Raw genomic sequence first — 21025 nt, forward strand, 5'->3', positions numbered from 1 at the left:
AGCGGACGGATATTTGGTGCGATATGAATAGTCTGGCGCGAAAGATACAGGAATGGCTTGGCCGCTATCCTCATGGCGGCGAGGTGTTCTGCTTGCGTGGTCTCGTTCCAGCTTCACGCCGGGCAATTCATGACTTCCCCCTCCGTGCCGTTAGCCAGAGGAGATAGGGCCCACCTATCAACGCAGCGAACACACCGACCGGGACTTGATAGGGATAGATCACGACGCGAGATAACCAGTCTGCGCTGATGAGCATGGCCGAGCCGATCATCAGCGAGGCGAACAGCTGTTGTCGCACGTTGGCCAACCCGATGAGACGGGCAAGATGCGGCGCGACCAGTCCTGCAAGGCTCAGCGGCCCGACGAGGAAAGAGGCCACAGCTGTCATCAACGCGGCGAGTACCGCGAGCGCAAATCTGGATGAGATAAGCCCGATGCCGATAGACTTCGATACCACCCCGCCAAGTGGCAGGATGGTAAGCCAACGGCTCATGAAAAAGAGTGGGGCAGCGAATAGGGCAAGTGCAATCATGGCTGTCCAGGCTTCGAAAACACCTGCTCGATTTGTCGAGCCTGCCATCCACATCAAGAGGATGAAGGATCGCATATCGCCTTGTGCGAGAACGATGGAGACTATGGCCATCGAGATGGCGCTCATGGCAATGCCGGATAAAAGCAGCCGTTCGGCAGACAGTTGGCGGCGTGCGGCAATTGCAATCATTGTCATGCAGACTTAGAGAATCTCTCATAGAGAGTGTTTGGCGATCTTATTCTGTTTCGGTGGAGGTCGCTCCTCATCCCCGATGGAATACCAAGAGCTACGATGCCGGAAAAGCTACGGCTACCGTTAGGAGGAATTGGGCAAATTATGGAGGATCATAGCCGCAGCTCCGAATGCCACGGTATCCGCGGCTGCAATTTCGGGAATCAAAATAGTGGGTTGCAGGACACGGCCTCCCTCGAAAGGTTTACTCCAGTCGAAATCCAGCCATTGGGCAAGCCGCTCGCGAACAAGGCGTGGTAGCGTTCCCCCGATAAAGATCGCCGACGGCGCCAGAACGGCTGCTATCATAAAGGCAAGCCGGGCCGTCTGTGGGCCTGCTCGCTCAAGCCATGCGTTCAGGACGGTCATGTTGTCTTCGAGATAGACCGCCCATTGTTCGCAAGAGCGGCCTTTGGGTATGTAGCCCACATGCTCATTGCACCAGTCCGCCAAATCTTCAAATGATGGACGTGACAGTCCGCGCGAGCGCAATGCACCCACTTCCCCGGCATTGCCCAGGCTGCCGCGGTAAAGTTCCTTGTCGATGATGATGCCGCTGCCGATGCCTTCGGAAAGATAAAGATACGCAAAATTGTCGTGTTCGGCAGCGTTCCCAAGGGCAAGCTCACCCATGGCGGCTGCATTGGCGTCGTTTTCAATCAACACCGCACACCCGAGTTTCGCGTTCAGGGAAGACGCGAGATCGGAGCCTGCCCAGGAGATCACTTCTTCAGCAAGATCCAGGCCGGTCGCGCCATGACGAAATCGGGTCGGCATGGCGATGCCCGCGCCTAACAGCAAGCTCTCATCGACATCGCACGACGCCAATAGGCTGGTCTTGACACCATCTATGGTGGTTTGAATGTCGTAGAATGTCTTGTAGGGTCCCTCCAGACGATGCTCACCGATCCGTTTTCCGCAAAAATCCAGCAGTGTCAGCGTGAGTGAGTAGTGATTGGCGTGGACGCCCAGCGCATAGCCGACATTGCTTTGGAGCATTAGATCGATGTGGGGAGCGCCGCGCCCGCCATGGCGTCTTGCGCCTTCTATAATAATTCCCCGTTTGATCAGATCGCGGACCATCATGCTCACAGCTGCGGGTGTTACGCCGCAAAATTCTGCGATTTCCGCACGCGACGCTGCACCCTTGCGGCGAAGATGATTGATCACTGCTGCCTGTGTGTCGCCGATGCCCACCGACAGCGGATGTTGTTTCAGCACCGGCACCTCCTCCAAATATTTAAACGGCGATGTCATAAATCTATTACTTAAGCAACTTAATTAAATAATCACTTTCAACCGGATCAACCGCTATGAACAAATTTTTTACCCTTCTTTCTTCCGTTGCGATCTCTTCGCTTGTCGCCGGGGTAGCCTATGCCGAGGACATCACGATCAAGCTCTCTACACTTGCCGAGCGCACTGCGCCGGGTCGCATCACCAACATCGAAGGTGCGGCAAAGATCATGAACGAGCAGTTCAAGTCCGCAGGGGTCGACAAGCGCATCGTCATAGAATCGAACAATAGCACTGTGAAAGGCTGGGATGATCTGGCGCTGGAAACCTTGAAGGCGTTTTCCGTCGGCCAAGGTCCGGATATCTACGTCCTGCCGCACGAGTGGATCGGCCAGTTTGCCGAGGATGGCTACGCGCTGCCGATGGACGAGCGGATTGCCGCTAATCCTTGGGTGTATGGCGATATCCTTCCGGTTCTGTGGAACTCTGCCAAGGCCAAGGACGGCAAGATTTATGGCGTGCCTCAGGACGCTGAAATCCGCATGTTCTTCTACAACAAGGACATGTTGCGCAAAATTGGCAAGGATGAAGCGTTCATTGAAGGTCTGCCAGCCAAAGTCGAAGCGGGTGAGTTTACGCTTGATGATTTGACCGCGTTGTCCAAGGAAGTCGTTGATGGCAAAGCCGCTCAATACGGCATGCTGCACCGGCCAAATGTCGGCATCGACTACCTGATGGTCTTTCAGTCTTACGGCGTGAAATTCATAGATGAAAAGACCGGCAAGCTAGTTTTCCCTAAGGCCGAAATGACCAAGGCGCTGGGTTGGTATGAACGCAATGCCAAGCAGGGTGTAACCCCCGTCGACAATACTGCCATGAGCTGGGAAGCAATCCAGGGTGCCTTCAAGCAGGAAAAGGCCTTTGTGTTCCATCAGGGTGTTTGGGCGGTTGCCTGGCAGGTGGGTGAAAAGAACGGTGCGACGTGGCCGACCGACAAGGACGGTTATTTCCACAAGATCGGCTGGATCCCTGCACCCGCAGCTGAAAAGGGCGGCAAGCCAGCCAACCTTTCCCACCCGCTGCTCTATACGGTCAACGCCAAGAGCAAGAATGCCGATATCGCGGCTGACCTCGTCGCGCTGGCAACCCTCCCGTATTTCAACAACGAGCATGCCGTGACATCCTACCACACGGCCATCAGCAACGCGCAGACGGCTATGCCAGAGTACAAGGACAACTGGGTGCTGTCAGCCGCGTCGCCCATGATGGAACATGCCAAGTTCGTTCCCAACCACACACAGTTCGGCAGCTACAACAAGGTGCTGTTTAGCGGTTTGCAGGCCGTTGAGACAGGCAAGATGACCGCTGCCCAGGCTGTCGACTTCATTTCCGATGAGCTTGAATTGCAATTCGGTAAAGATATCGAAATCCGCGAAACAGCCAGCAACTGATCTTCAAGCCTTTCCCTGCCGCCCGGGTTGTTGCCGGGCGGCACCTCTTTTTCACTGGTCTTCACAATGTCCCAATACCAGCTCCGAGCGCACCGCCCGGCACGGCCGATGCTCTATCTTGCGCCAGCTATCGCGCTGCTTGCCGTCTTTTTCCTCGCGCCCATCGTCGTCAACGCTGTCATCGCGTTCACCGATATGGGTGCCAATCTGCGCGTTGGACAATTTACGCTGCAAAACTTTGAACGCATCGTCCAGCGTGATTCACGTATGCCGATGGTGCTGCTGACGACACTGATCTACGTCACCGCAACGCTGTTTATCTTCAACATCGGCCTCGGTGCGCTGTTGGCGATGACGTCCACTGCGATACCCGACAGGCTCGGCAATTTCTTCCGGGGACTGTGGCTTTTGCCCCGTATGAGCCCGGCCGTACTCTATGGTATTTTGTGGATATGGATTGCCGATCCGTCGCCGTCAGGTTTGCTCAATCAGGTCACCAGCACGTTCGGGTTGCCGCCGATAAATCTTCGCAATGACTTTCCGCTGTTCCTCATCATCCTTGCAAATGGTGTGGTCGGCGCATCCTTTGCCATGGTCATTCTGACCTCGTCAATCCGCTCGATTCCCGCGCATTTAGCCAATGCGGCGCGTGTCGATGGTGCCAGCGAATGGGGCGTTCTGCGTCATATTGTGGCACCAGCGCTCTCGCAGCCCATTCGGTTTATCACGATCTATCAGGCGCTTTCTCTGATGACGACGTACGAATATATCCTGCTCATCACCGGTGGTGGTCCGGTCTACGATTCCACACCCTACGCGCTCTACATCTACCGTCGCGCCTTTGAAAACGGCGCTTATGCCTATGGCGCGGCACTGGCGCTTGGTTTGATGGTGATCGGCGTTGCCGTAACCCTTCTTCAATGGCGTGTTACCAACATGCGCTCCACCTTCGCCGCTCCAAAGATCGAGGTGTTGTGATGACGCTTGCCCAACCCAACACCGTTTCTTCTGCTGAATGGCTGCGCCTTGAACGCCGCAGTACCGTCAACAGAGCCGGATTTCTCTCGGCGATCATCCTCTTCCTGACGATTGTTTCCGTTCCGGTTCTGCTGCCCTATCTGTGGCTGCTGGTGAAATCGCTGACCTCATCGGACGAAGCTGTCAGCAGGATTGTTCTGTGGCGCACATCTGCCATTGCAGGCGTTGCTTATCTCGGTGCGATTGCTCTTGCGTTTCTCGCTGACAGGCTGCGTAAGCCGGCCCTTTCCTGGATGGCGCTTGGCATTGTGATCGTCGTTCTCGTGGCGATTTTCCTTGCACCGTATTTGACCGTCGAAAATTATCGCTTCCTGTGGAAACGCGACATTGCCGGAACCGGTACGACCCGCATGGACCTGATGCCCTCGATTTGGACGGCGATGGGAAGCTCGATCATATTTGCAGTCAGCCAGACGGTTATCGTCACACTGGTGGCTACTCCCGCGGCTTATGCGTTGTCGCGCTTCGCTTTTGCCGGGCGCGAGAGTTTCCTGCGCGGTCTGCTCATGCTCCACGCCTTTCCTGCATTGGCGCTGACAGTCGCGATTTTCATCCAGCTTCACTATATGGGCCTGCTCAACAATCTGACCGGCGTTGTGCTGGTCATGAGTGCGCTGGAACTGCCGTTCGCCATCTTCGTGCTCAAAAGCTTTTTCGACAACGTTCCGTGGGATATCGAAATGAGCGCCGTGACCGATGGCGCCACCCGCTCTCAGGCCTTTCGCATGATCGTGCTGCCGCAGATCAGCGGCGGTTTGATCGCCGTTGCCACCTTCACATTCCTGAGGGGCTGGGAAGAATATGTGTTCGTCCAGACGCTGCTCATCGACAAAAGCCAGATGACAATGAGCCTCTACCTCTTCTTCGTCGCACAGGACAATATGGGCGCGGACTATGGCATGATCGCCGCTGTCGGCATCATCTATCTCCTGCCTGTACTGCTCCTCTACACCTTCACGCAGAAGTACATCACCCAGATGAGCTTCGGCGGGATCAAGGGATAATCGCTATGGCCAAAATCACTCTCGATAAAGTCACAAAGAGCTGGGGCGAAACCCAGGTTCTCAAGCCGATGAACCTGACCATAGAGGATGGCGAGTTCGTCGCGATCCTCGGCCCATCCGGCTGCGGAAAATCGACAACCTTGTTTCTTCTTGCCGGTCTTTACGCCCCAACGGGCGGCCAGATCGCTTTCGACGGCCACAATGTCAACCGCATCGATGCGCGTGATCGCAATGTCGGCATCGTCTTTCAGTCCTACGCGCTGTATCCAAACCTGACGGTACGCGAAAACATCGCTTTTCCGCTGCGCTTCAAAACCATGGGCAAGGATGAGGTGGCAAAGCGCGTGGAGGAGGCAGCAAGCCTCGTGCAGATCAGCGCACTGCTCGAGCGTCGCCCATCACAACTTTCCGGTGGACAGCAGCAGCGTGTGGCGCTTGCGCGTGCACTGGTGAAAGAGCCGAACATTCTTTTGTTGGATGAACCGCTCTCCAACCTCGATGCCACCTTGCGCATCACCATGCGGGCAGAACTGAAAAGTATTCAGAAGCGGCTCGGCTTCACCACGCTGATCGTGACCCATGACCAGATCGAAGCGATCACCATGGCGGACCGGATCATCTGCATGAACAATGGCGAGATTGCCCAGATCGGTACACCGGACGATCTTTATCGCCGCCCCAATAACCTGTTTGTCGCAGGTTTCATCGGCACGCCGCCCATGAACCGGGTGAAGGGCGTAGCTGCCGGTCGCCGTGTGCGGTTCGGCGAGATATCACTCGACCTTAACGTCCAATATGATGGAGAGGTGACGTTCGGTTTGCGGCCAGAAGATATCACGCTCGTCTCGGATGCCGATGCGGCGTTGAAAGGTGAGATCGTTACCGTCGAGCCAATGGGTCGGGAAGTTTTCTACACCATCGATACACCGGCTGGCCCCATCCACGCGCTGGAGCACGGCGAAGCTGTTCGTCACGCGCCCGGTGTGTCCGTTGGCATTACCTGCAAATCGGACCTCACGCTTCTCTTCGATGTTTCCGGCAACCGTATTGCCGATCTTCAGGCCCATGTTTCGCATCAAGGCATTCGGGCCAGAACGCTCGAACCAGCAAACTGACAGGACTTTTTCTTGACCAAAATCGTATCCCATCGCGGTGCCAACCATTTTGCACCGGAAAACACCTTTGTTGCTGCCGACCTCGCGCTGAAGCACGGCGCGGACTACATTGAACTCGATGTTCGCGAGAGCGCTGACGGCGTGCTTTATGTGTTCCATGATGAAACGCTGGACCGCACCACCAATGGTACCGGCCCCTTGGGCCATGCCTCGTCCAAAGAAATCGATGCGCTTGATGCCGGGAGCTGGTTCGGCGACGCTTTCAAGGGTGCTGTCGTTCCGCGACTTGATGCCTATTTGGAGCATCTGCGCGGTCGCGCTGGGGTCTATATCGAGCTTAAATATTGCGATCCCACAAAGGTCGTTGCGCTGGTGCGCGACCTTGGCATGGTGCGCGACACCTTTTACTTCTCCTTTTCCGAGGACATGCGGCGTGACCTGCAACTCATCGCCCCGGAGTTTCGCAAGATGATGACGTTGAATATCGCCAAATCGCCGTCACTGGTCGGAGCGGTTCATCATGCCTCGATCATCGAGATCACTGTGGAGCAAATGCGTCGCCCGGGTATAATGGAAGCCTGCCTCAAGGCGGGGCTCGACGTGATGACCTACTACGGCGGCGATGATCCAGCAATTCACCGCGAAATTGCCGAGGCTGGCGTGGACTACATCAATCTTGATCGCCCCGATCTGTTTGATACCGCACGATGCAAACTGCGTGGAGCAGCTGCCTGATGCAAATCGCAGTCGTGGCCGACGTTCACCTGCATGATCTTTATGGCGGTTACGGCACGCTGGACCAGGCAAGTGGCGAGGTCGCCCTCCGAACACTGGCCGACACGATGGCTTCAACGCGTGTTTTCAACGAAAGTCACGCTGCCTTCCTTGCCGTGCTGGACGATATAGTCCGGCGTGGCATCCGTGATGTTGTTCTTCTCGGTGATTATTCCGACGATGGCCAGTTCGGTGCTGTCGCCGCGGTGAAAAAAGTTCTGTCGTTCTACGAACACACACACGGTCTGCGTTTCTTTGTGACCTTTGGAAATCACGATTGTTATGGGCTGGAGCCACGCCATCAGGCCAAGTGGCTGACGAAGGCGGACGGTCTCAATCCTCTTTTGGTGACGAGCGATGACCGTGCGCAATCACCAGCGATCGTTAGGCCCGAAATGCTTGGTATGTCGAGTGCCGATGCGATGGAGGCCATGGCAAATTATGGCGTCCGGCGACCTGTGGGGGTATATCATTGGGAAACACCATTCGGCGATCAGGACGGACTGGAACATCATAGCCAAAGCGGCGATCCGGTATGCCCCGATGCATCCTATCTTGTGGAACCGCAAAACGGCCTCTGGCTCTTGATGTTGGATGCCAATGTCTTTTACGAGCTTGATGGCGTTTGGCAGGTTCGGTCGAATGCGGCATGGGACCATGTCCTTGCGCAACGCCCGTATATTCTGAAATGGATCGCTGATGTGGCAGAACGTGCACGCCTTCTAGGCAAGACACTTCTGGCGTTTTCGCATTATCCCGTTTTGCCGCTTGCGTTAAGTGGAAAGGGGGAAGATTTGCGTTCCGTCTGTACGCCGGACTGGCAGGAGCGGATGCCATCGCTCAAAAGCGGGAGGCTTCTGGAGGAAGCGGGCATCCGTTGGCATTTTAGCGGCCATATGCATGTTGCAGGACGGACCGAACTGAATGGGCTGATCAACCTGGCGGTACCATCCCCTGTTGCCTATCCGGGCGGTTACGTTATTGCCGCAGTCGAAGAGGATAAAGTGAGCGTCGAAACCGTCGCTTTGAAAGAAACACCCGGCTTCGACGTTGCATTCTCTGCCTATAAACAGCAAGTCGGTGAGCCAGACAAAGTTGATCGCCACTTTCTAATTGCCAGCCCGACGTATTCCGATTTCCTACGCACACATTTACTGCACTTGGTCGGGAAAAGGCATATCCCGGACGACTGGCCGCCTGATATGCTTGATCACCTCGACAGACCGATCGAGCATCTCTTCCGTAATGATAGAAGGCTCTCATCCGTCATGGAAAAATGGCAGAGCGTGGTGTTGCAACCATTTCGTTTGATGATGGAGGACTATTATTTCCTTCGCGCAGGCGACCGATCAACCATGCGGCACATGCACCTAAGTCGCGATGGTTTCTACCGGGATTTGCGAGAAGCACTCAGGCCGTTCCAACAGGTCGCAGATTGCTCCGTCAGCCATGCTTTTCTGGTGCTGTTTTTTGCTTATCTCGACATGCCATAGCCGGCGTAAAATACGTCTCGGCGTTTCCAAACGGACTCCTGATCGATTTGAAAAAAAGTTTATGCAAGGGCGGCGCGAGCCTTTTTTGCTGGAGTGACGCGTTACTGGATATCCAGCAGTCGCTCCAGGTACCGGCGCTCGACTTCGCCGGGTGGATTGTTGCCCAGCTTTTCGCGAATGGCTTCGAGAATTTCGCGGGCGCGCTGGACGTCTATTTCGTCTGGCACTCTGACCTGCGAATCGCCGAAATCCGGGCCACTGTTGGGCCGGGGTCGTCCTAGGGGATCGCGCCCGTTCTGCCCGCCTTGGCCGACCATGCCTTCCTGACCCTGTCCGGGCTGTTGGCCCTGTTGGCGCATGGCCTGCATGATCTGGCCCATCATGTCCTGCGCGCCCTGGCGCAGCGCATTCAGAGCATTGCCCTGACCTTCAACGGCTTGCTCACCCTTACCTTGACCGAGCGCCTGACCAGCGCCTTTCATCTCCTGTTCGGCTTTACCGAAATTCTGGCCGGGTTCCATGCCGAGATCGCGCAGACCTTTTTGCAATTCACCAAGCTGTTTTCCGAGGCCTTCCTGCTGCTGGCGCAGATTTTTCAGCGCTTCGCGCAACTGTTCGGCAGTCATCTGGTCGGTCGGGTTTTGGCCCTGCTGTTGCTCACCTTGTTGGCCGGGTTGCTGTTGGTTGTTTTCACCTTGTTGCTGCTCGCCGCCTTCTTCACCCTGTTGCGGGTCGCCGCGCTGCATACGGTCGCGAAGGGCCTGATCAAGCTTGAAAGTTTCATCCATCAGCTTTTGTTGCTGCTGCATGATCTCGCCCAGCTTGTCGATCTGCTGGCGCAACTGGCTGTTTTGCTGTTGCTGGCCCTGCTGCCCGCGCTGGGGTCTGCCTGCCTGAAGGTTGTTCATCATGCGCTGCAATTGCGACAGCATTTCCTGCGCAGCATCGCGATTGCCGGAGCGGGCCAGATTTTCAATCTGGTTCATCATGTTTTCCAGATCGCGCTGTCGCAGCGTATTCTGCGCCTGTTGGTTCATATTGGCCTGCGGTGCATTCTGCATCCGCTGCGCAAGTTCCTTCATGAACTCGTTCATCGCCTCGCGAAGCTCCTGCATCAGCTTGGCAACTTCCTCATCCGGTGCCTTGCGCTCCAGGGCGTCGGAAAGTGCATTTTGCGCATCGCGTAGCCGCTGTTCTGCTTGCGAAAGATCGCCGTCCTCAATCCCCAGAGCGATTTCCCAAAGATAGTCAGCGGTGTTTTTGAGCATTGCCTCGTTATAAGCGAGCCTCATGCGCGTCTGCACAGACTTCAGCAAAAGATAATGTGTGGTGTTCGGAATGGTCTCATCAGGACGCATAACGACAGCTTCATTATACGCGATAGCCTTCGGCATCTGCCGTGTATCAAGCGAGAAAATCTGTCGTTGCTCAACAACCGATGCGGCAAGTGGCTCGGAAAAATTGCGCCCGGGCAGGATCATTTCCTGCGATGGACTGCGGCCTACCTGTCCTGCACCATCGCTGGCAACCAGCGTGATGCGGACTTTTTTACCCGCCATCGGATGTTCTGTCAGGTTCCGGCTCGTGACACCCTTCATTTCACGCGGGTTCTGGCGGGGCAGGTCCAGCTTGAATTCCGGTGCAGGATACAGCGGCGTTGCGCCCGGCTCGATGCCAATCGGTTCAATCACGGCGTGAGCTTCACGCACGCCGTAATCATCCGTGGCGGTGAAGCCGATTTCCAATGCGCCGTTGACAGCGCGACGGGGCAGGTTATCGAAGGCAATGGTCGGTGCCTTGTCCGGAATAACATTGAACACCCATTGCTGGCCGTTCGCCTCAACCGTGCCGCTTTCCTTGACATCCATGGAAAAAGTGCGAGGCGCAAGTGGTGGTGCATTGGCAGACTCAGTTGCCTGTGCCGTCCGTTGTGCGGCATGCTTCTCTGCGCCATCCGGCGTCAGCTTCTGTAGCTGGCCAGCTTCTTCCGGCTCAAACGTCACCTCCTCATTGCCTTCGCCACCCGTCATGCGGATGGTCAGCTTGGAGGATTGCGGCAAAGACACAGCACCTGCCGTCGCCGCATTGTTGCCCGTCAGGAAAATCGGCGCTCGGCCAGTGTAGGATGGTGGTGTGACCCATGCATCAAGGCGGATATCCGGGTTGGCAGGTCCACTGGTGGGTTGATTGCGGAACGCATCGGCCACATCGCCCGCGCCATTGGAAAAAGAAAATCCGAAAGCGGCGACGACCAGCAGCGCCGGGATCGCACGCAGTGCCATCTGGTCATGGCGGGCGATATCGGGTTTTGGCAAACCGGCATCAAGTGCGGCGATACGCTCCGCCATGCGGATCTGGTGCTCTTTCCACAGCGCCCTTGCAAATGGTGTTTCAAACGCTGGCTCATCTTCCTGCACGCCAACGGGTTGGTGAGGCAAATTATTGCGCTCTTCCAGCAGACGCGAGGCTTCGTCCTTCGTTGGCCATCTCAACCGAACGATGGGCAAAAGAGAACCGATGAACGCGAAGATGAGGAGGAAAACGATGGTCAGCCGCAGCAGATCCGGCATCTGCCGGTAGAGGCCAAACCAAGCCAAAGAGACGAATACGGCAGCGATGGAGAGCGGAGCCAGGGTTTTGGGTGCAAGATGTTCAGCAACGAGAACAAGCTTTGCGAAAAAACGCTTCGACGCCACGCGGCGCGCAAGTGCTGGCCTGTCTTTAAAAGCGCCGTTTTCGCCCTGCTTGGCTGTGGTCATCAATCCGTTCTCCCGGTCTGGCCACCCGATTTCGCCATTCCCGGAACAGCGCCCGGCACAATGATTGAATTCAGTGCTACAGCGGTGAAGATAACACTCTTTATGGCGAAGACGAGGGCAAGCATCCGCTCACCCCCACTTTTCAGGCCAATTCGCTGAATTGTGATCGCTTAAATATCACTCAAGCCATGCAGGAACGGAGTCGAGCGCTATCAGCTCTTCATAGGTTCCACGCGGGCGGATGACGTGGAACTGGTTACCCTTCACCAGAACTTCCGGCACCAGCAGGCGTGAATTGTAGGTTCCGGCCTGCACGGCACCATAGGCACCAGCCGAGCTGACGGCGATCAGATCACCCGCTTGAGGGGCGGCCATTTCGCGGTCCAGTGCCAGATAGTCGCCCGTTTCGCATACCGGGCCGACAACATCGGCCTTGATTCGTGGCGCGTCGGCAGACGGCTGCACCACCGGGCGAATGCCGTGATAGGCCTCATAAAGTGTGGGGCGAATGAGATCGTTCATCGCAGCATCAACGATCACGAAGGTCTTTTCGCCGCCATCCTTCACATAGATCACTTCTGTCACCAGAATTCCGGCATTGCCGACAATGAGGCGGCCCGGCTCTGTGATGATCTTGCAATTGAGGCTGTTCAGCTCATTTTTGACGATATAGGCATAGGCATCCGGCAGCGGTGGCGGGTTGTTGTCTTCGCGATAAGGGATGCCTAAGCCGCCGCCAATATCGACGTGGCTGATGGTGTGACCATCGCCGCGCAACGTTTCCACCAGTTGCCGCAGCAGCCGGAAGGCAGCCTCGAAAGGCTGCAATTCCGTAATCTGGCTGCCGATGTGCATATCGATCCCGCTGACCTGAATGCCGGGCAGGGTGGCGGCGTGTGTGTAAACGGCACGGGCGCGCTCATAGGAAATGCCGAACTTGTTTTCCTTCTTGCCGGTGGAAATCTTGGCATGGGTGCCAGCATCGACATCCGGGTTGATGCGGAAGGACACATGGGCTTTCTTGCCAGCCTTGATGGCGCGAAGGTTCAGAACCTCCAGTTCCGGCTCGGATTCAATGTTGAAGCAATAAATACCTGCTTCCAGTGCGAAATCCATCTCAGTAACGGTTTTCCCAACGCCGGAAAACATGATGCGACTGGCGGGAACGCCTGCGGCCAGAGCACGGCGCAGTTCACCGCCGGAGACCACATCGATACCTGCGCCCAGCTTTGCCAAGGTTTTCAAAACGGCCTGGTTGGAATTTGCCTTCATGGCGTAACAGACCATGGCGTCTACATCGGCAAAGGCTTCCGAGAAGACTTTGTAGTGTCGTTCCAGCGTTGCCGTTGAATACACATAGAAGGGCGTTCCAACCGCCTTGGCAATTTCAGGCACGGGAACGTTTTCAGCGTGAAGCACGCCGTCGATATAGTGAAAATGGTTCACGGCAATGGACCTTAAAGAAGCTTATCGAGAATAAAAGGCCGCTCAGGCGTAGGCTGCACCTTGCCATCGGTGGAGCGAATGTTGCGTTGCTCCCTCGGGGTGCTCGGCGGATCGATGTCGCCTTTGCGGCCGCAGCCTGAAAGAGCGATGCCGACGGCAAGCATTACGCCGACCGGAACGATGAAGGTACGCAAGGTTTTTGAAAGCATGGGCCTGTCCAAAGGAAATCTCTGCATCCCTGATAACGAAAAACAGGGCGCTTGTGCACCCTGTTTCTTGTGATGCTGACATAACGTCAATTCAATCAGTTTTTCGTGCGCCACCAGGCGATCTGCTTGCGCACTTCCGAAGGTGCCGTTCCGCCAAAACTGGTGCGGCTGGCAACGGATGCCTCGACGGACAGAACGTCGAAAATGCCAGCAGTAATCGCCGGATTGATCGACTGCAATTCTTCCAGCGACAGATCGGCCAGATCGCAGCCTTTCTGTTCCGCCAGCGCAACCGCATGGCCCGTGGCATGGTGGGCATCACGGAAGGGCAGGCCTGCCTCGCGCACCAACCAGTCAGCCAGATCGGTGGCGGTGGAATAACCGGAACCGGCAGCAGCGCGCATCTTATCGACGCGGACTTCCAGATCGCGAACCATGCCGGTCATCGCGGCGATGGCCAGTTCAAGGCTTTCAGCCGAATCGAAAACCTGTTCCTTGTCTTCCTGCATATCCTTGGAATAGGCCAGCGGTAGACCCTTCATGATGGTCAAAAGGGCGACGAGAGAGCCGTTGATACGACCGGTCTTGGCGCGTACCAGTTCTGCGGCATCCGGATTTTTCTTCTGTGGCATGATGGAAGAGCCGGTCGAGAAGGCATCCGACAGGCGAATGAAACCGAACTGCGGCGTGGACCAGATGACGATTTCCTCTGCCAGGCGGGAAAGATGTGTGGCGCAGATGGAGGCAATCGACAGGAATTCCAGCGCAAAATCGCGGTCGGAAACGGTGTCGATGGAGTTGCGGGTCGGCTCGCGGAAACCGAGAGCCTTGGCCGTCATGTGGCGGTCGATGGGGTAACCGGTGCCGGCCAGTGCGGCGGCGCCGATAGGGCTTTCGTCCAGATGTTCGATGGCGTGGCGAACGCGAGCGCGGTCACGGCCAAACATTTCCACATAGGCCATGCAGTGATGGCCGAACGTGACCGGCTGCGCCGTCTGCAGATGGGTGAAGCCTGGCATGACGGTATCAGCATGTTCTTCGGCGCGGTCCAGAAATGCCGCGATCAGCGATGTCAGCATCGCTTCGGTCTTCTGAAGCTCTTCCTTGACCCACAGGCGGAAATCGAGCGCCACCTGATCGTTGCGCGAGCGGGCGGTGTGCAGGCGTCCAGCAGCAGGGCCGATGAGATCGGCCAGACGGGCCTCGATGTTCATGTGAATGTCTTCGAGCTTGCGCGAGAACACGAACTGACCAGCGTCGATCTCTGACAGGATCGTGTTCAGGCCGTGAATGATCTTGTCTTTATCTTCACCGGAAATAATGCCTTTTGCAGCCAGCATGGTGGCATGCGCCACTGAGCCGCGGATATCTTGTGCGTAAAGCTTCTTGTCGAAACCAATGGAGGCATTTATCTCTTCCATGATGGCCGAAGGACCGGAAGCGAAACGTCCGCCCCACATCTGGTTGGAAGATTTCTGTTCGGTACCATCAGCCATGTTTTGCCTGCCCTGGAGTATTCAATGACAGAAAAAAAGCCGCTCAGGCTTCCGTCCGCCAAACTTGTTGCAATTGCTGCCGTCGCCGGCATTGTTTGCGGCGCGGGTGTGATGGTGTTCAGGCATATTGGGTCTGAAGGTCAGGTTCAAGGGGCAGCGGTGGTGGATGCGGGTTTATGTGAGGGTGCAGCCAAGCGCATCACCGCCATAGAACCGCTTTTGAAGGGTCACATCGCGGCCATGTCAGCCAGTGACCGTCCGCGCGTCATCCCGCTGTCATTCAAGGGACCGGAGGATGCAGCGATGACGCAAGCCGATCTCAAGGGCAAAACGGTGCTTCTCAATCTTTGGGCTACATGGTGCGTGCCATGCCGGGAAGAAATGCCAGCCCTCAACGCGCTTGAGAAGGACAATGGCGGCGACGACTTCGAGGTCGTCACCATCAATATTGATACGGGCGGCGATGAAAAACCGAAGTCGTTTATGAGTGAATACGGAATCGATTCGCTCAAGCTTTATCGCGATAGTTCCATGGGCGTGTTCAATGTGCTGAAAAAGGAAGGCCTTGCTTTCGGCCTTCCTGCGACATTGCTCATCGACGACAATGGCTGCCTCCTCGCTTCCATGAACGGACCGGCCGCATGGGACAGCGAGGATGCGAAGGCCTTGGTGACGGCTGCGAAGGCGAAATAATTACCGCGTTGGAACCGGTACTTCGCCGCGGTAATCGTAAAAGCCGCGGCCCGATTTGCGACCGAGCCATCCGGCTTCGACATATTTGACCAGCAGCGGGCAGGGGCGATATTTGCTGTCAGCCAGACCATCATGCAGCACCTGCATGATTGACAAACAGGTATCGAGACCGATGAAGTCTGCCAGTTGCAGCGGTCCCATCGGGTGGTTTGCACCAAGCCTCATGGCGGTGTCGATGGCTTCAACGGAGCCTACACCTTCGTAAAGCGTGTAGATCGCTTCGTTGATCATTGGCAAAAGAATGCGGTTGACGATGAAGGCCGGGAAATCTTCCGCAACCGTGATCGCCTTGTCCAGCGACCGCACATAATCCTTGGCCGCATCGAATGTGTCTTCACCTGTGGCAATACCGCGCACCAGTTCCACCAGTTTCATCACCGGAACAGGGTTCATGAAGTGAATGCCCATGAACTGTTCTGGGCGATCCGTGGCGGAGGCAAGGCGGGTGATGGAAAGCGAAGAGGTGTTGGTGGCGAGCAGCGCTTCGGGTTTCAGAATAGGGCAGATTTGCGCGTAAATCTTGCGCTTGGTTTCTTCATGCTCGGTTGCGGCTTCGATCACCAGATCCATGGCGGCAAGATCGTTCACATCGGAGGAGCCAGCAATGCGGGACAGCGCCGCTTTGCGGTCCTCATCCGCCATTTTGCCATTGCTGACCTGCCGGGCAAGGTTGCCGTTGATGGTGGCGAGGCCCGCTTCGATACGATCCTTGGCGAGATCGTAGATATGGACCTTATAACCCGCCAGTGCAGACACATGCGCGATGCCGCAGCCCATCTGACCGGCGCCGATAATGCCGATGTTCTTAATTTGAACGGCCATGATGTGTTTCTCCTATAGGAAATTTGCTGAGGCACGGCTCATCTGTAAGGATGTTACCCATATTGCCGCAAAACGAAAGCGGCGCGTTGGAAAAACGCGCCGCTTGGATGGTTGATATGATCAGAGTGCTTTTTCAAGCTCTGGCAAGGCTTCGAACAGGTCAGCCACAAGGCCGTAATCGGCGACCTGGAAGATCGGCGCTTCTTCATCCTTGTTGATGGCCACGATGACCTTGGAGTCCTTCATGCCTGCAAGATGCTGGATCGCGCCAGAAATACCTGCGGCGATGTAAAGCTGCGGGGCAACGACCTTGCCGGTCTGGCCAACCTGCCAGTCGTTGGGAGCATACCCGGCATCGACGGCAGCGCGGGATGCACCAACGGCAGCGCCCAGCTTATCGGCCACAGGCAGAATGACTTCCTTGAACTTTTCCGAAGACCCAAGTGCGCGACCACCGGAAATGATGATTTTTGCAGATGTCAGTTCAGGACGGTCAGACGATGCCAGCGCGTCCGAAACGAAGGAGGAAACGCCGGGGTTTTCAGCCGTCGCAATGGCTTCAACCGAGGCAGAACCGCCAGCCTGCGCAGGTGCGAAGGTTGCCGTGCGAACGGTGATGACCTTTTTCGCATCGCTGGCCTGAACGGTCTGGATGGCGTTGCCCGCATAGATCGGACGCTTGAAGGTGTCGGCGGAAATGACTTCGATGATTTCCGAAACCTGTGCAACGTCCAGAAGTGCCGCAACGCGCGGCAGGACGTTTTTGGCAGATGCGGTGGCAGGCGCGATGATCACGTCATAGGACGGTGCCAGCGAAACGATCAGCGCCGCAAGCGGCTCTGCAAGCTGATTGCCATAGGATGCGTCATCGGCCAGCAAGACCTTGGAAACGCCGGAAAGCTTCGCGGCTTCATCCGCTGCGGCTTTTGCGCCGGAACCAGCAACGAGAACGGTGACATCGCCACCGATTTGTGTGGCTGCGGTCAGCGTCTTTGCCGTCTGGTCGGAAAGGGTTGCGTTGTCGTGTTCTGCCAGAAGAAGAATGGCCATGGTAGAGTCTCCCTTTCGCTTTCCTTAGATGACGCCGTCAGCTTTGAGCTTCGAAACCAACTCAGCCACGGAGCCGACTTTGACGCCAGCCTTGCGGCCTGCGGGCTCTTCGGTCTTCAGGACTTTCAGGCGCGGTGCGATGTCGACGCCGAAATCGGCAGGTGTTTTTTTGTCGAGCGGCTTTTTCTTCGCCTTCATGATGTTGGGCAAAGACGCATAACGCGGCTCGTTGAGGCGAAGGTCGGTGGTGACGACTGCCGGGAGCTTCAACTCCACCGTCTGCAAACCGCCGTCCACTTCGCGGGTCACGGCAACTTTGCCATCAGAAGGTACGACCTTCGAGGCGAATGTGCCCTGACCCCAGCCCAAAAGCGCTGCAAGCATCTGGCCTGTCTGGTTCGAATCATCGTCAATGGCCTGTTTGCCGACGATAACGAGGCCGGGGGCCTCCGCATCAACCACGCCCCTGAGCAGCTTGGCAACAGCCAGAGGCTCGATGGCTTCGTCGGTTTCGATCAGGATAGCGCGGTCAGCGCCCATGGCGAGTGCGGTGCGAAGCGTTTCTTCTGCCTTTGCCGGGCCGATGGACACCACGACGACTTCTTCGGCCTTGCCCGCTTCCTTGAGACGCAGAGCTTCCTCAACGGAAATCTCGTCGAAGGGGTTCATCGACATTTTCACATTGGCAAGCTCAACGCCGGAACCGTCCGCCTTGACGCGGATTTTCACGTTGTAGTCCACCACACGCTTCACAGGGACGAGGATCTTCATCGGCAGTCTTCCTTAACTCCTGACCGGGCTGGCAAAACGCCGCACGGTCCTCCTGATAATCAAGTTGCGACATGGATACGCATTTTTCCCGCAAATTCAACGGAGCAATGCTCATGATCTCATGCGCTTCGCGGATATCTTACGTTAACGTGAACGTAAATTTCAATCCTTGTTGTAATCTTCACCTTAAGCTATCCAAAGGTCGTTCCGTTTGCGACACGACAGCCGCTTCCGGCCCCTGATTTTTATGGGCGACGGCCCGCGGCGTAACAATCGTGCGATCAAACAGTGGCACGCCGCGTCTTCTCAGGAAGAGCACCAGCACAGCGCCGGTGATGATTCCGCCGACATGCGCGCCCCAGGACACATTATCCTGAAAACCGAATACCAGCATGAAGAACTGTTGGCCGACCCAGAGCGCCAGCGGAATGAAGGCGGGCAGGGGGATGGGGATGCGCATGAAAACCAGAACCCAGACACGGACTTTGGGGTGTAGCAGCAAGTAGGCCGCAATAACGCCCGAAACTGCACCGGACGCACCAATCAACGGACCTTGGGACGTGGGTTCAACAAAACCATGAAGCAGCGCGCCTGCTGCCGCACACGCCAGATAAAACAGCAGAAAACGGAAATGCCCGAGCGCATCTTCCACATTGTCTCCGAACACCCACAAAAACAGCATGTTGGACGCGAGATGCCAGAAGTTTAAATGCAAGAAGGCGTAGGTGAAGACCGTTGCATCATCCGGCACGATTTGTAGGGATGGATCGAGCGACGCAATATCAAACACCACGGCGGGAATGAAGCCGAGGCCGAGTGCTGCGGCATTGGCCGCTTCATCGCTGGCCAAAGCCCCCGTCAGCAACCAGACAAGTATGTTGATGCCAATAAGCGACAGCGTCACATATTGCAGTTTGATGTGCTTGAGCGAATTCGCATCGTGCAGCGGAATGAACATGCGAAAACGACCTCAAACGGTTAGCGGTTCTGACCGGGAACCCACAAAGTGTCGGGCACGTCAGAATTTGCCGCATCATTGGCAAAACGGGCGGCGACGAACAGGAAATCTGAGAGACGGTTGATATATTTCAGCGCCGCCGGGCTGACGATCTCGCCTTCCGTCTGCGACAGCTCTACCATCTGGCGTTCCGCACGCCGGGAGATTGTGCGGGCAAGATGTAGATAGGCAGCAGCGGGCGTGCCACCCGGAAGCACGAAGGATTGTAGTGGCGACAGATCGGCATTCAGCGCATCGATTTCGTTTTCAACCCGCGTGACTTGCGCTTCGACAATGCGCAGTGGCTCATAAGCCAAAACCTCACCCATATCAGGGGTGGCCAGATCTGCGCCAAGATCGAAAAGATCGTTCTGGATACGAAACAGCATGGCGTCCAGCTCGGGCAGACCTGACGTGTGAAGCCGTACAACACCGATTGCGGAATTGGTCTCGTCCACGGTGCCGTAGCTTTCCACCCGCAAATCGTTTTTGGAACGACGCGGGCCGGAAACCAGCGCCGTCGTGCCATTGTCGCCTGTGCGGGTGTATATCTTGTTCAGTTTGACCATCGTGCCACGCTCCCCTTATCGCCCGCCGCCGGTGAGCCACAGGGTGAACATGATGAGTATGATGGCAATGGCTTGCAACAAAAGGCGAAGCTGCATCAGCTTGTTGGATTTGTTGGCGTCCGTGCCTTTCAGCATGTTGAACAACCCGCGGATCAGCACCAGCACCACCAGACCCATGACGATGACTGAAAGAACCATGGTGAAACTGGACATGCTTTGACCCTCCCAAGAACGCTATATGTAGAGCTTTGTATCTGATTGCGTTGCGAGAACGCTAGTCGAACTTGCGCAGCAAACGATAAAACAAGTTGGCGGGCAAAAGCCGTTTCAAAATCATCGCCTGTTTGGCTGGCGCGGTAATCACGTAATGTGGTTTTGGCCTTGGTGCCGTCAAAGCGTGCTTCAGTTCTTCATAGACCGCGTCTGGTCCAAGCTTGTGTTTGTTCTTCGGTCCACTGCCATCCAGACGCGCAAGCTGACGTTTGTAGTCCTCGGCATGGGCGGAGTTTTCAAGGTCGATATTGCCCTTGATGTGTTTCAGGGCCGTTGCGGTGAACTCCGAAGCGATGGGCCCGGGTTCGATAAGGCTGACATGAATTCCGCTGCCCTGAAGCTCCATGCGCAGCGTGATGCCCAGTCCCTCGAGCGCGAATTTCGATGCCGTGTAGGCGCCGCGATATCTGTAGGGCACAAGGCCGAGAATGGATGAGCAATGCACGATGCGCCCACTGCCGCGCCTGCGCATGAATGGAATGACGCGGCATGTCAGGTCATGCCAGCCGAAAACATTGGTTTCGAATTGCTGGCGCAAAACATCCACGGAGATATCTTCGACGGCGCCCGGTTGGCCGTACGCACCATTGTTGAACAGCGCATCGACCCGCCCGCCCGTTCTGGCGGCGACCTCATCCACCAATGCAGCGATGGTTTCCGGTTTGGTGTAGTCCATGATCAGTGCTTCGATGCCCTGATTTTCCAGCTCGGCCATGTCCTCAACGCGTCGCACCGTCGCAAAAACGCGCCATCCATCCCTGTGAAGAGCGCTGGCGCAATAAGCGCCAATTCCGGAGGAACAGCCAGTAATGATGACAACCGGTTTTTCAGACATGAAATCCGTTTCCTGAGACGTTACGTAGTGTGAAGGTGACGTGAGAAATTGTGAGGAGAATTTCGATAGTGCACAATTCTTCTTTTAGAATGGAACCTGCCTGCATAGTTGTGCGCTGTACAAGCAGGGATGTGCTTCCCACATCTCATCGTGGGTTACAAATGAAATGCC

Annotated in this window: 20 protein-coding genes; 7 read left to right on the forward strand and 13 right to left on the reverse strand. The window is 56.2% G+C overall.

What is annotated here, in order from left to right; genetic code table 11:
- Nucleotides 1-127 precede the first annotated feature (127 nt).
- Both RMR16_RS19895 and RMR16_RS19900 read right to left on the reverse strand, forming a co-directional pair.
- Nucleotides 128-727, reverse strand: a complete 600-nt coding sequence (locus RMR16_RS19895; RefSeq protein ID WP_320197352.1) for an iron chelate uptake ABC transporter family permease subunit — start codon at nucleotides 725-727, stop codon at nucleotides 128-130.
- 120 nt (nucleotides 728-847) lie between these two features.
- Nucleotides 848-2020, reverse strand: coding sequence for an ROK family transcriptional regulator (locus RMR16_RS19900; protein ID WP_432355098.1), 1173 nt, complete (start codon nucleotides 2018-2020; stop codon nucleotides 848-850).
- 56 nt (nucleotides 2021-2076) lie between these two features.
- On the opposite strand from RMR16_RS19900, the gene RMR16_RS19905 reads away from it, so the two are divergent.
- The 6 genes from RMR16_RS19905 (at nucleotide 2077) to RMR16_RS19930 (ending at nucleotide 8874) form a co-directional block, all read left to right on the forward strand.
- On the forward strand, nucleotides 2077-3450 hold the full coding sequence (locus tag RMR16_RS19905) for an ABC transporter substrate-binding protein (RefSeq protein WP_320197353.1): 1374 nt from the start codon (nucleotides 2077-2079) through the stop codon (nucleotides 3448-3450).
- 66 nt (nucleotides 3451-3516) lie between these two features.
- On the forward strand, nucleotides 3517-4428 hold the full coding sequence (locus RMR16_RS19910) for a carbohydrate ABC transporter permease (protein WP_320197354.1): 912 nt from the start codon (nucleotides 3517-3519) through the stop codon (nucleotides 4426-4428).
- Complete coding sequence (locus RMR16_RS19915) at nucleotides 4428-5492, forward strand: carbohydrate ABC transporter permease (protein WP_320197355.1); 1065 nt, start codon at nucleotides 4428-4430, stop codon at nucleotides 5490-5492. The genes RMR16_RS19910 and RMR16_RS19915 overlap by 1 nt, the downstream gene beginning before the upstream one ends.
- A 5-nt stretch (nucleotides 5493-5497) precedes the next feature.
- The gene (locus RMR16_RS19920; RefSeq protein ID WP_320197356.1) at nucleotides 5498-6607 is read left to right on the forward strand and encodes an ABC transporter ATP-binding protein; all 1110 of its coding nucleotides are present in this window, start codon (nucleotides 5498-5500) and stop codon (nucleotides 6605-6607) included.
- A gap of 12 nt (nucleotides 6608-6619) precedes the next feature.
- On the forward strand, nucleotides 6620-7342 hold the full coding sequence (ugpQ, locus tag RMR16_RS19925) for a glycerophosphodiester phosphodiesterase (protein ID WP_320197357.1): 723 nt from the start codon (nucleotides 6620-6622) through the stop codon (nucleotides 7340-7342).
- Nucleotides 7342-8874: a metallophosphoesterase family protein gene (locus tag RMR16_RS19930; protein WP_320197358.1), complete on the forward strand. Its 1533-nt coding sequence runs from the start codon at nucleotides 7342-7344 to the stop codon at nucleotides 8872-8874. Before ugpQ ends, RMR16_RS19930 begins: the two co-directional genes overlap by 1 nt.
- Before the next feature lie 101 nt (nucleotides 8875-8975).
- Here RMR16_RS19930 and RMR16_RS19935 read toward each other — a convergent pair whose 3' ends face one another.
- The 4 genes from RMR16_RS19935 to argH all read right to left on the reverse strand — a co-directional run bounded on the left by RMR16_RS19935 (nucleotide 8976) and on the right by argH (nucleotide 14784).
- A complete protein-coding gene (locus RMR16_RS19935; RefSeq protein ID WP_320197359.1) occupies nucleotides 8976-11633 on the reverse strand; it encodes a TIGR02302 family protein in 2658 nt (885 codons plus the stop codon).
- A gap of 177 nt (nucleotides 11634-11810) precedes the next feature.
- Nucleotides 11811-13079, reverse strand: a complete 1269-nt coding sequence (gene lysA, locus RMR16_RS19940; protein ID WP_320197360.1) for a diaminopimelate decarboxylase — start codon at nucleotides 13077-13079, stop codon at nucleotides 11811-11813.
- Nucleotides 13080-13090: 11 nt separating this feature from the next.
- Nucleotides 13091-13402, reverse strand: coding sequence for an LPS translocon maturation chaperone LptM (gene lptM, locus RMR16_RS19945; RefSeq protein WP_432355102.1), 312 nt, complete (start codon nucleotides 13400-13402; stop codon nucleotides 13091-13093).
- Nucleotides 13384-14784, reverse strand: coding sequence for an argininosuccinate lyase (gene argH / locus RMR16_RS19950; RefSeq protein WP_320197362.1), 1401 nt, complete (start codon nucleotides 14782-14784; stop codon nucleotides 13384-13386). The genes lptM and argH overlap by 19 nt, the downstream gene beginning before the upstream one ends.
- A 24-nt stretch (nucleotides 14785-14808) precedes the next feature.
- Between argH and tlpA the strand changes: the two genes are divergently transcribed.
- Nucleotides 14809-15477 (forward strand): thiol:disulfide interchange protein TlpA, encoded by a 669-nt coding sequence (gene tlpA / locus RMR16_RS19955; protein ID WP_320197363.1) that lies wholly within the window; start codon nucleotides 14809-14811, stop codon nucleotides 15475-15477.
- Here the strand turns inward: tlpA and RMR16_RS19960 are convergent, their stop codons facing one another.
- The 7 genes from RMR16_RS19960 to RMR16_RS19990 form a co-directional block, all read right to left on the reverse strand.
- Nucleotides 15478-16359 carry a 3-hydroxybutyryl-CoA dehydrogenase gene (locus RMR16_RS19960; protein ID WP_320197364.1) on the reverse strand — a complete coding sequence of 294 codons (882 nt, stop codon included), beginning with the start codon at nucleotides 16357-16359 and terminating at the stop codon, nucleotides 15478-15480.
- Nucleotides 16360-16479: 120 nt separating this feature from the next.
- Nucleotides 16480-17409: an electron transfer flavoprotein subunit alpha/FixB family protein gene (locus tag RMR16_RS19965; RefSeq protein ID WP_320197365.1), complete on the reverse strand. Its 930-nt coding sequence runs from the start codon at nucleotides 17407-17409 to the stop codon at nucleotides 16480-16482.
- 24 nt (nucleotides 17410-17433) lie between these two features.
- Nucleotides 17434-18180, reverse strand: a complete 747-nt coding sequence (locus RMR16_RS19970; RefSeq protein WP_320197366.1) for an electron transfer flavoprotein subunit beta/FixA family protein — start codon at nucleotides 18178-18180, stop codon at nucleotides 17434-17436.
- 181 nt (nucleotides 18181-18361) lie between these two features.
- Nucleotides 18362-19138, reverse strand: a complete 777-nt coding sequence (locus RMR16_RS19975; protein WP_320197367.1) for a rhomboid family intramembrane serine protease — start codon at nucleotides 19136-19138, stop codon at nucleotides 18362-18364.
- A gap of 20 nt (nucleotides 19139-19158) precedes the next feature.
- Nucleotides 19159-19746: a cob(I)yrinic acid a,c-diamide adenosyltransferase gene (locus RMR16_RS19980; RefSeq protein ID WP_320197368.1), complete on the reverse strand. Its 588-nt coding sequence runs from the start codon at nucleotides 19744-19746 to the stop codon at nucleotides 19159-19161.
- Nucleotides 19747-19761: 15 nt separating this feature from the next.
- A complete protein-coding gene (locus RMR16_RS19985; RefSeq protein WP_320197369.1) occupies nucleotides 19762-19959 on the reverse strand; it encodes a twin transmembrane helix small protein in 198 nt (65 codons plus the stop codon).
- A 61-nt stretch (nucleotides 19960-20020) separates the two neighbouring features.
- Nucleotides 20021-20854, reverse strand: coding sequence for an SDR family oxidoreductase (locus RMR16_RS19990; protein WP_320197370.1), 834 nt, complete (start codon nucleotides 20852-20854; stop codon nucleotides 20021-20023).
- Between the last annotated feature and the right edge of the window lie 171 nt (nucleotides 20855-21025).

It is taken from the genome of Agrobacterium sp. rho-13.3 (genome assembly GCF_033957765.2).
Lineage (GTDB): Bacteria > Pseudomonadota > Alphaproteobacteria > Rhizobiales > Rhizobiaceae > Agrobacterium.

Coding starts and splice junctions, on each gene's coding strand:
- RMR16_RS19895 (WP_320197352.1), bottom strand. CDS start 727: ATGACAATGATTGCAATTGCCGCACGCCGCCAACTGTCTGCCGAACGG.
- RMR16_RS19900 (WP_432355098.1), bottom strand. CDS start 2,020: ATGACATCGCCGTTTAAATATTTGGAGGAGGTGCCGGTGCTGAAACAA.
- RMR16_RS19905 (WP_320197353.1), top strand. CDS start 2,077: ATGAACAAATTTTTTACCCTTCTTTCTTCCGTTGCGATCTCTTCGCTT.
- RMR16_RS19910 (WP_320197354.1), top strand. CDS start 3,517: ATGTCCCAATACCAGCTCCGAGCGCACCGCCCGGCACGGCCGATGCTC.
- RMR16_RS19915 (WP_320197355.1), top strand. CDS start 4,428: ATGACGCTTGCCCAACCCAACACCGTTTCTTCTGCTGAATGGCTGCGC.
- RMR16_RS19920 (WP_320197356.1), top strand. CDS start 5,498: ATGGCCAAAATCACTCTCGATAAAGTCACAAAGAGCTGGGGCGAAACC.
- RMR16_RS19930 (WP_320197358.1), top strand. CDS start 7,342: ATGCAAATCGCAGTCGTGGCCGACGTTCACCTGCATGATCTTTATGGC.
- RMR16_RS19935 (WP_320197359.1), bottom strand. CDS start 11,633: ATGACCACAGCCAAGCAGGGCGAAAACGGCGCTTTTAAAGACAGGCCA.
- argH (WP_320197362.1), bottom strand. CDS start 14,784: ATGGCTGATGGTACCGAACAGAAATCTTCCAACCAGATGTGGGGCGGA.
- tlpA (WP_320197363.1), top strand. CDS start 14,809: ATGACAGAAAAAAAGCCGCTCAGGCTTCCGTCCGCCAAACTTGTTGCA.
- RMR16_RS19960 (WP_320197364.1), bottom strand. CDS start 16,359: ATGGCCGTTCAAATTAAGAACATCGGCATTATCGGCGCCGGTCAGATG.
- RMR16_RS19965 (WP_320197365.1), bottom strand. CDS start 17,409: ATGGCCATTCTTCTTCTGGCAGAACACGACAACGCAACCCTTTCCGAC.
- RMR16_RS19970 (WP_320197366.1), bottom strand. CDS start 18,180: ATGAAGATCCTCGTCCCTGTGAAGCGTGTGGTGGACTACAACGTGAAA.
- RMR16_RS19975 (WP_320197367.1), bottom strand. CDS start 19,138: ATGTTCATTCCGCTGCACGATGCGAATTCGCTCAAGCACATCAAACTG.
- RMR16_RS19980 (WP_320197368.1), bottom strand. CDS start 19,746: ATGGTCAAACTGAACAAGATATACACCCGCACAGGCGACAATGGCACG.
- RMR16_RS19985 (WP_320197369.1), bottom strand. CDS start 19,959: ATGTCCAGTTTCACCATGGTTCTTTCAGTCATCGTCATGGGTCTGGTG.
- RMR16_RS19990 (WP_320197370.1), bottom strand. CDS start 20,854: ATGTCTGAAAAACCGGTTGTCATCATTACTGGCTGTTCCTCCGGAATT.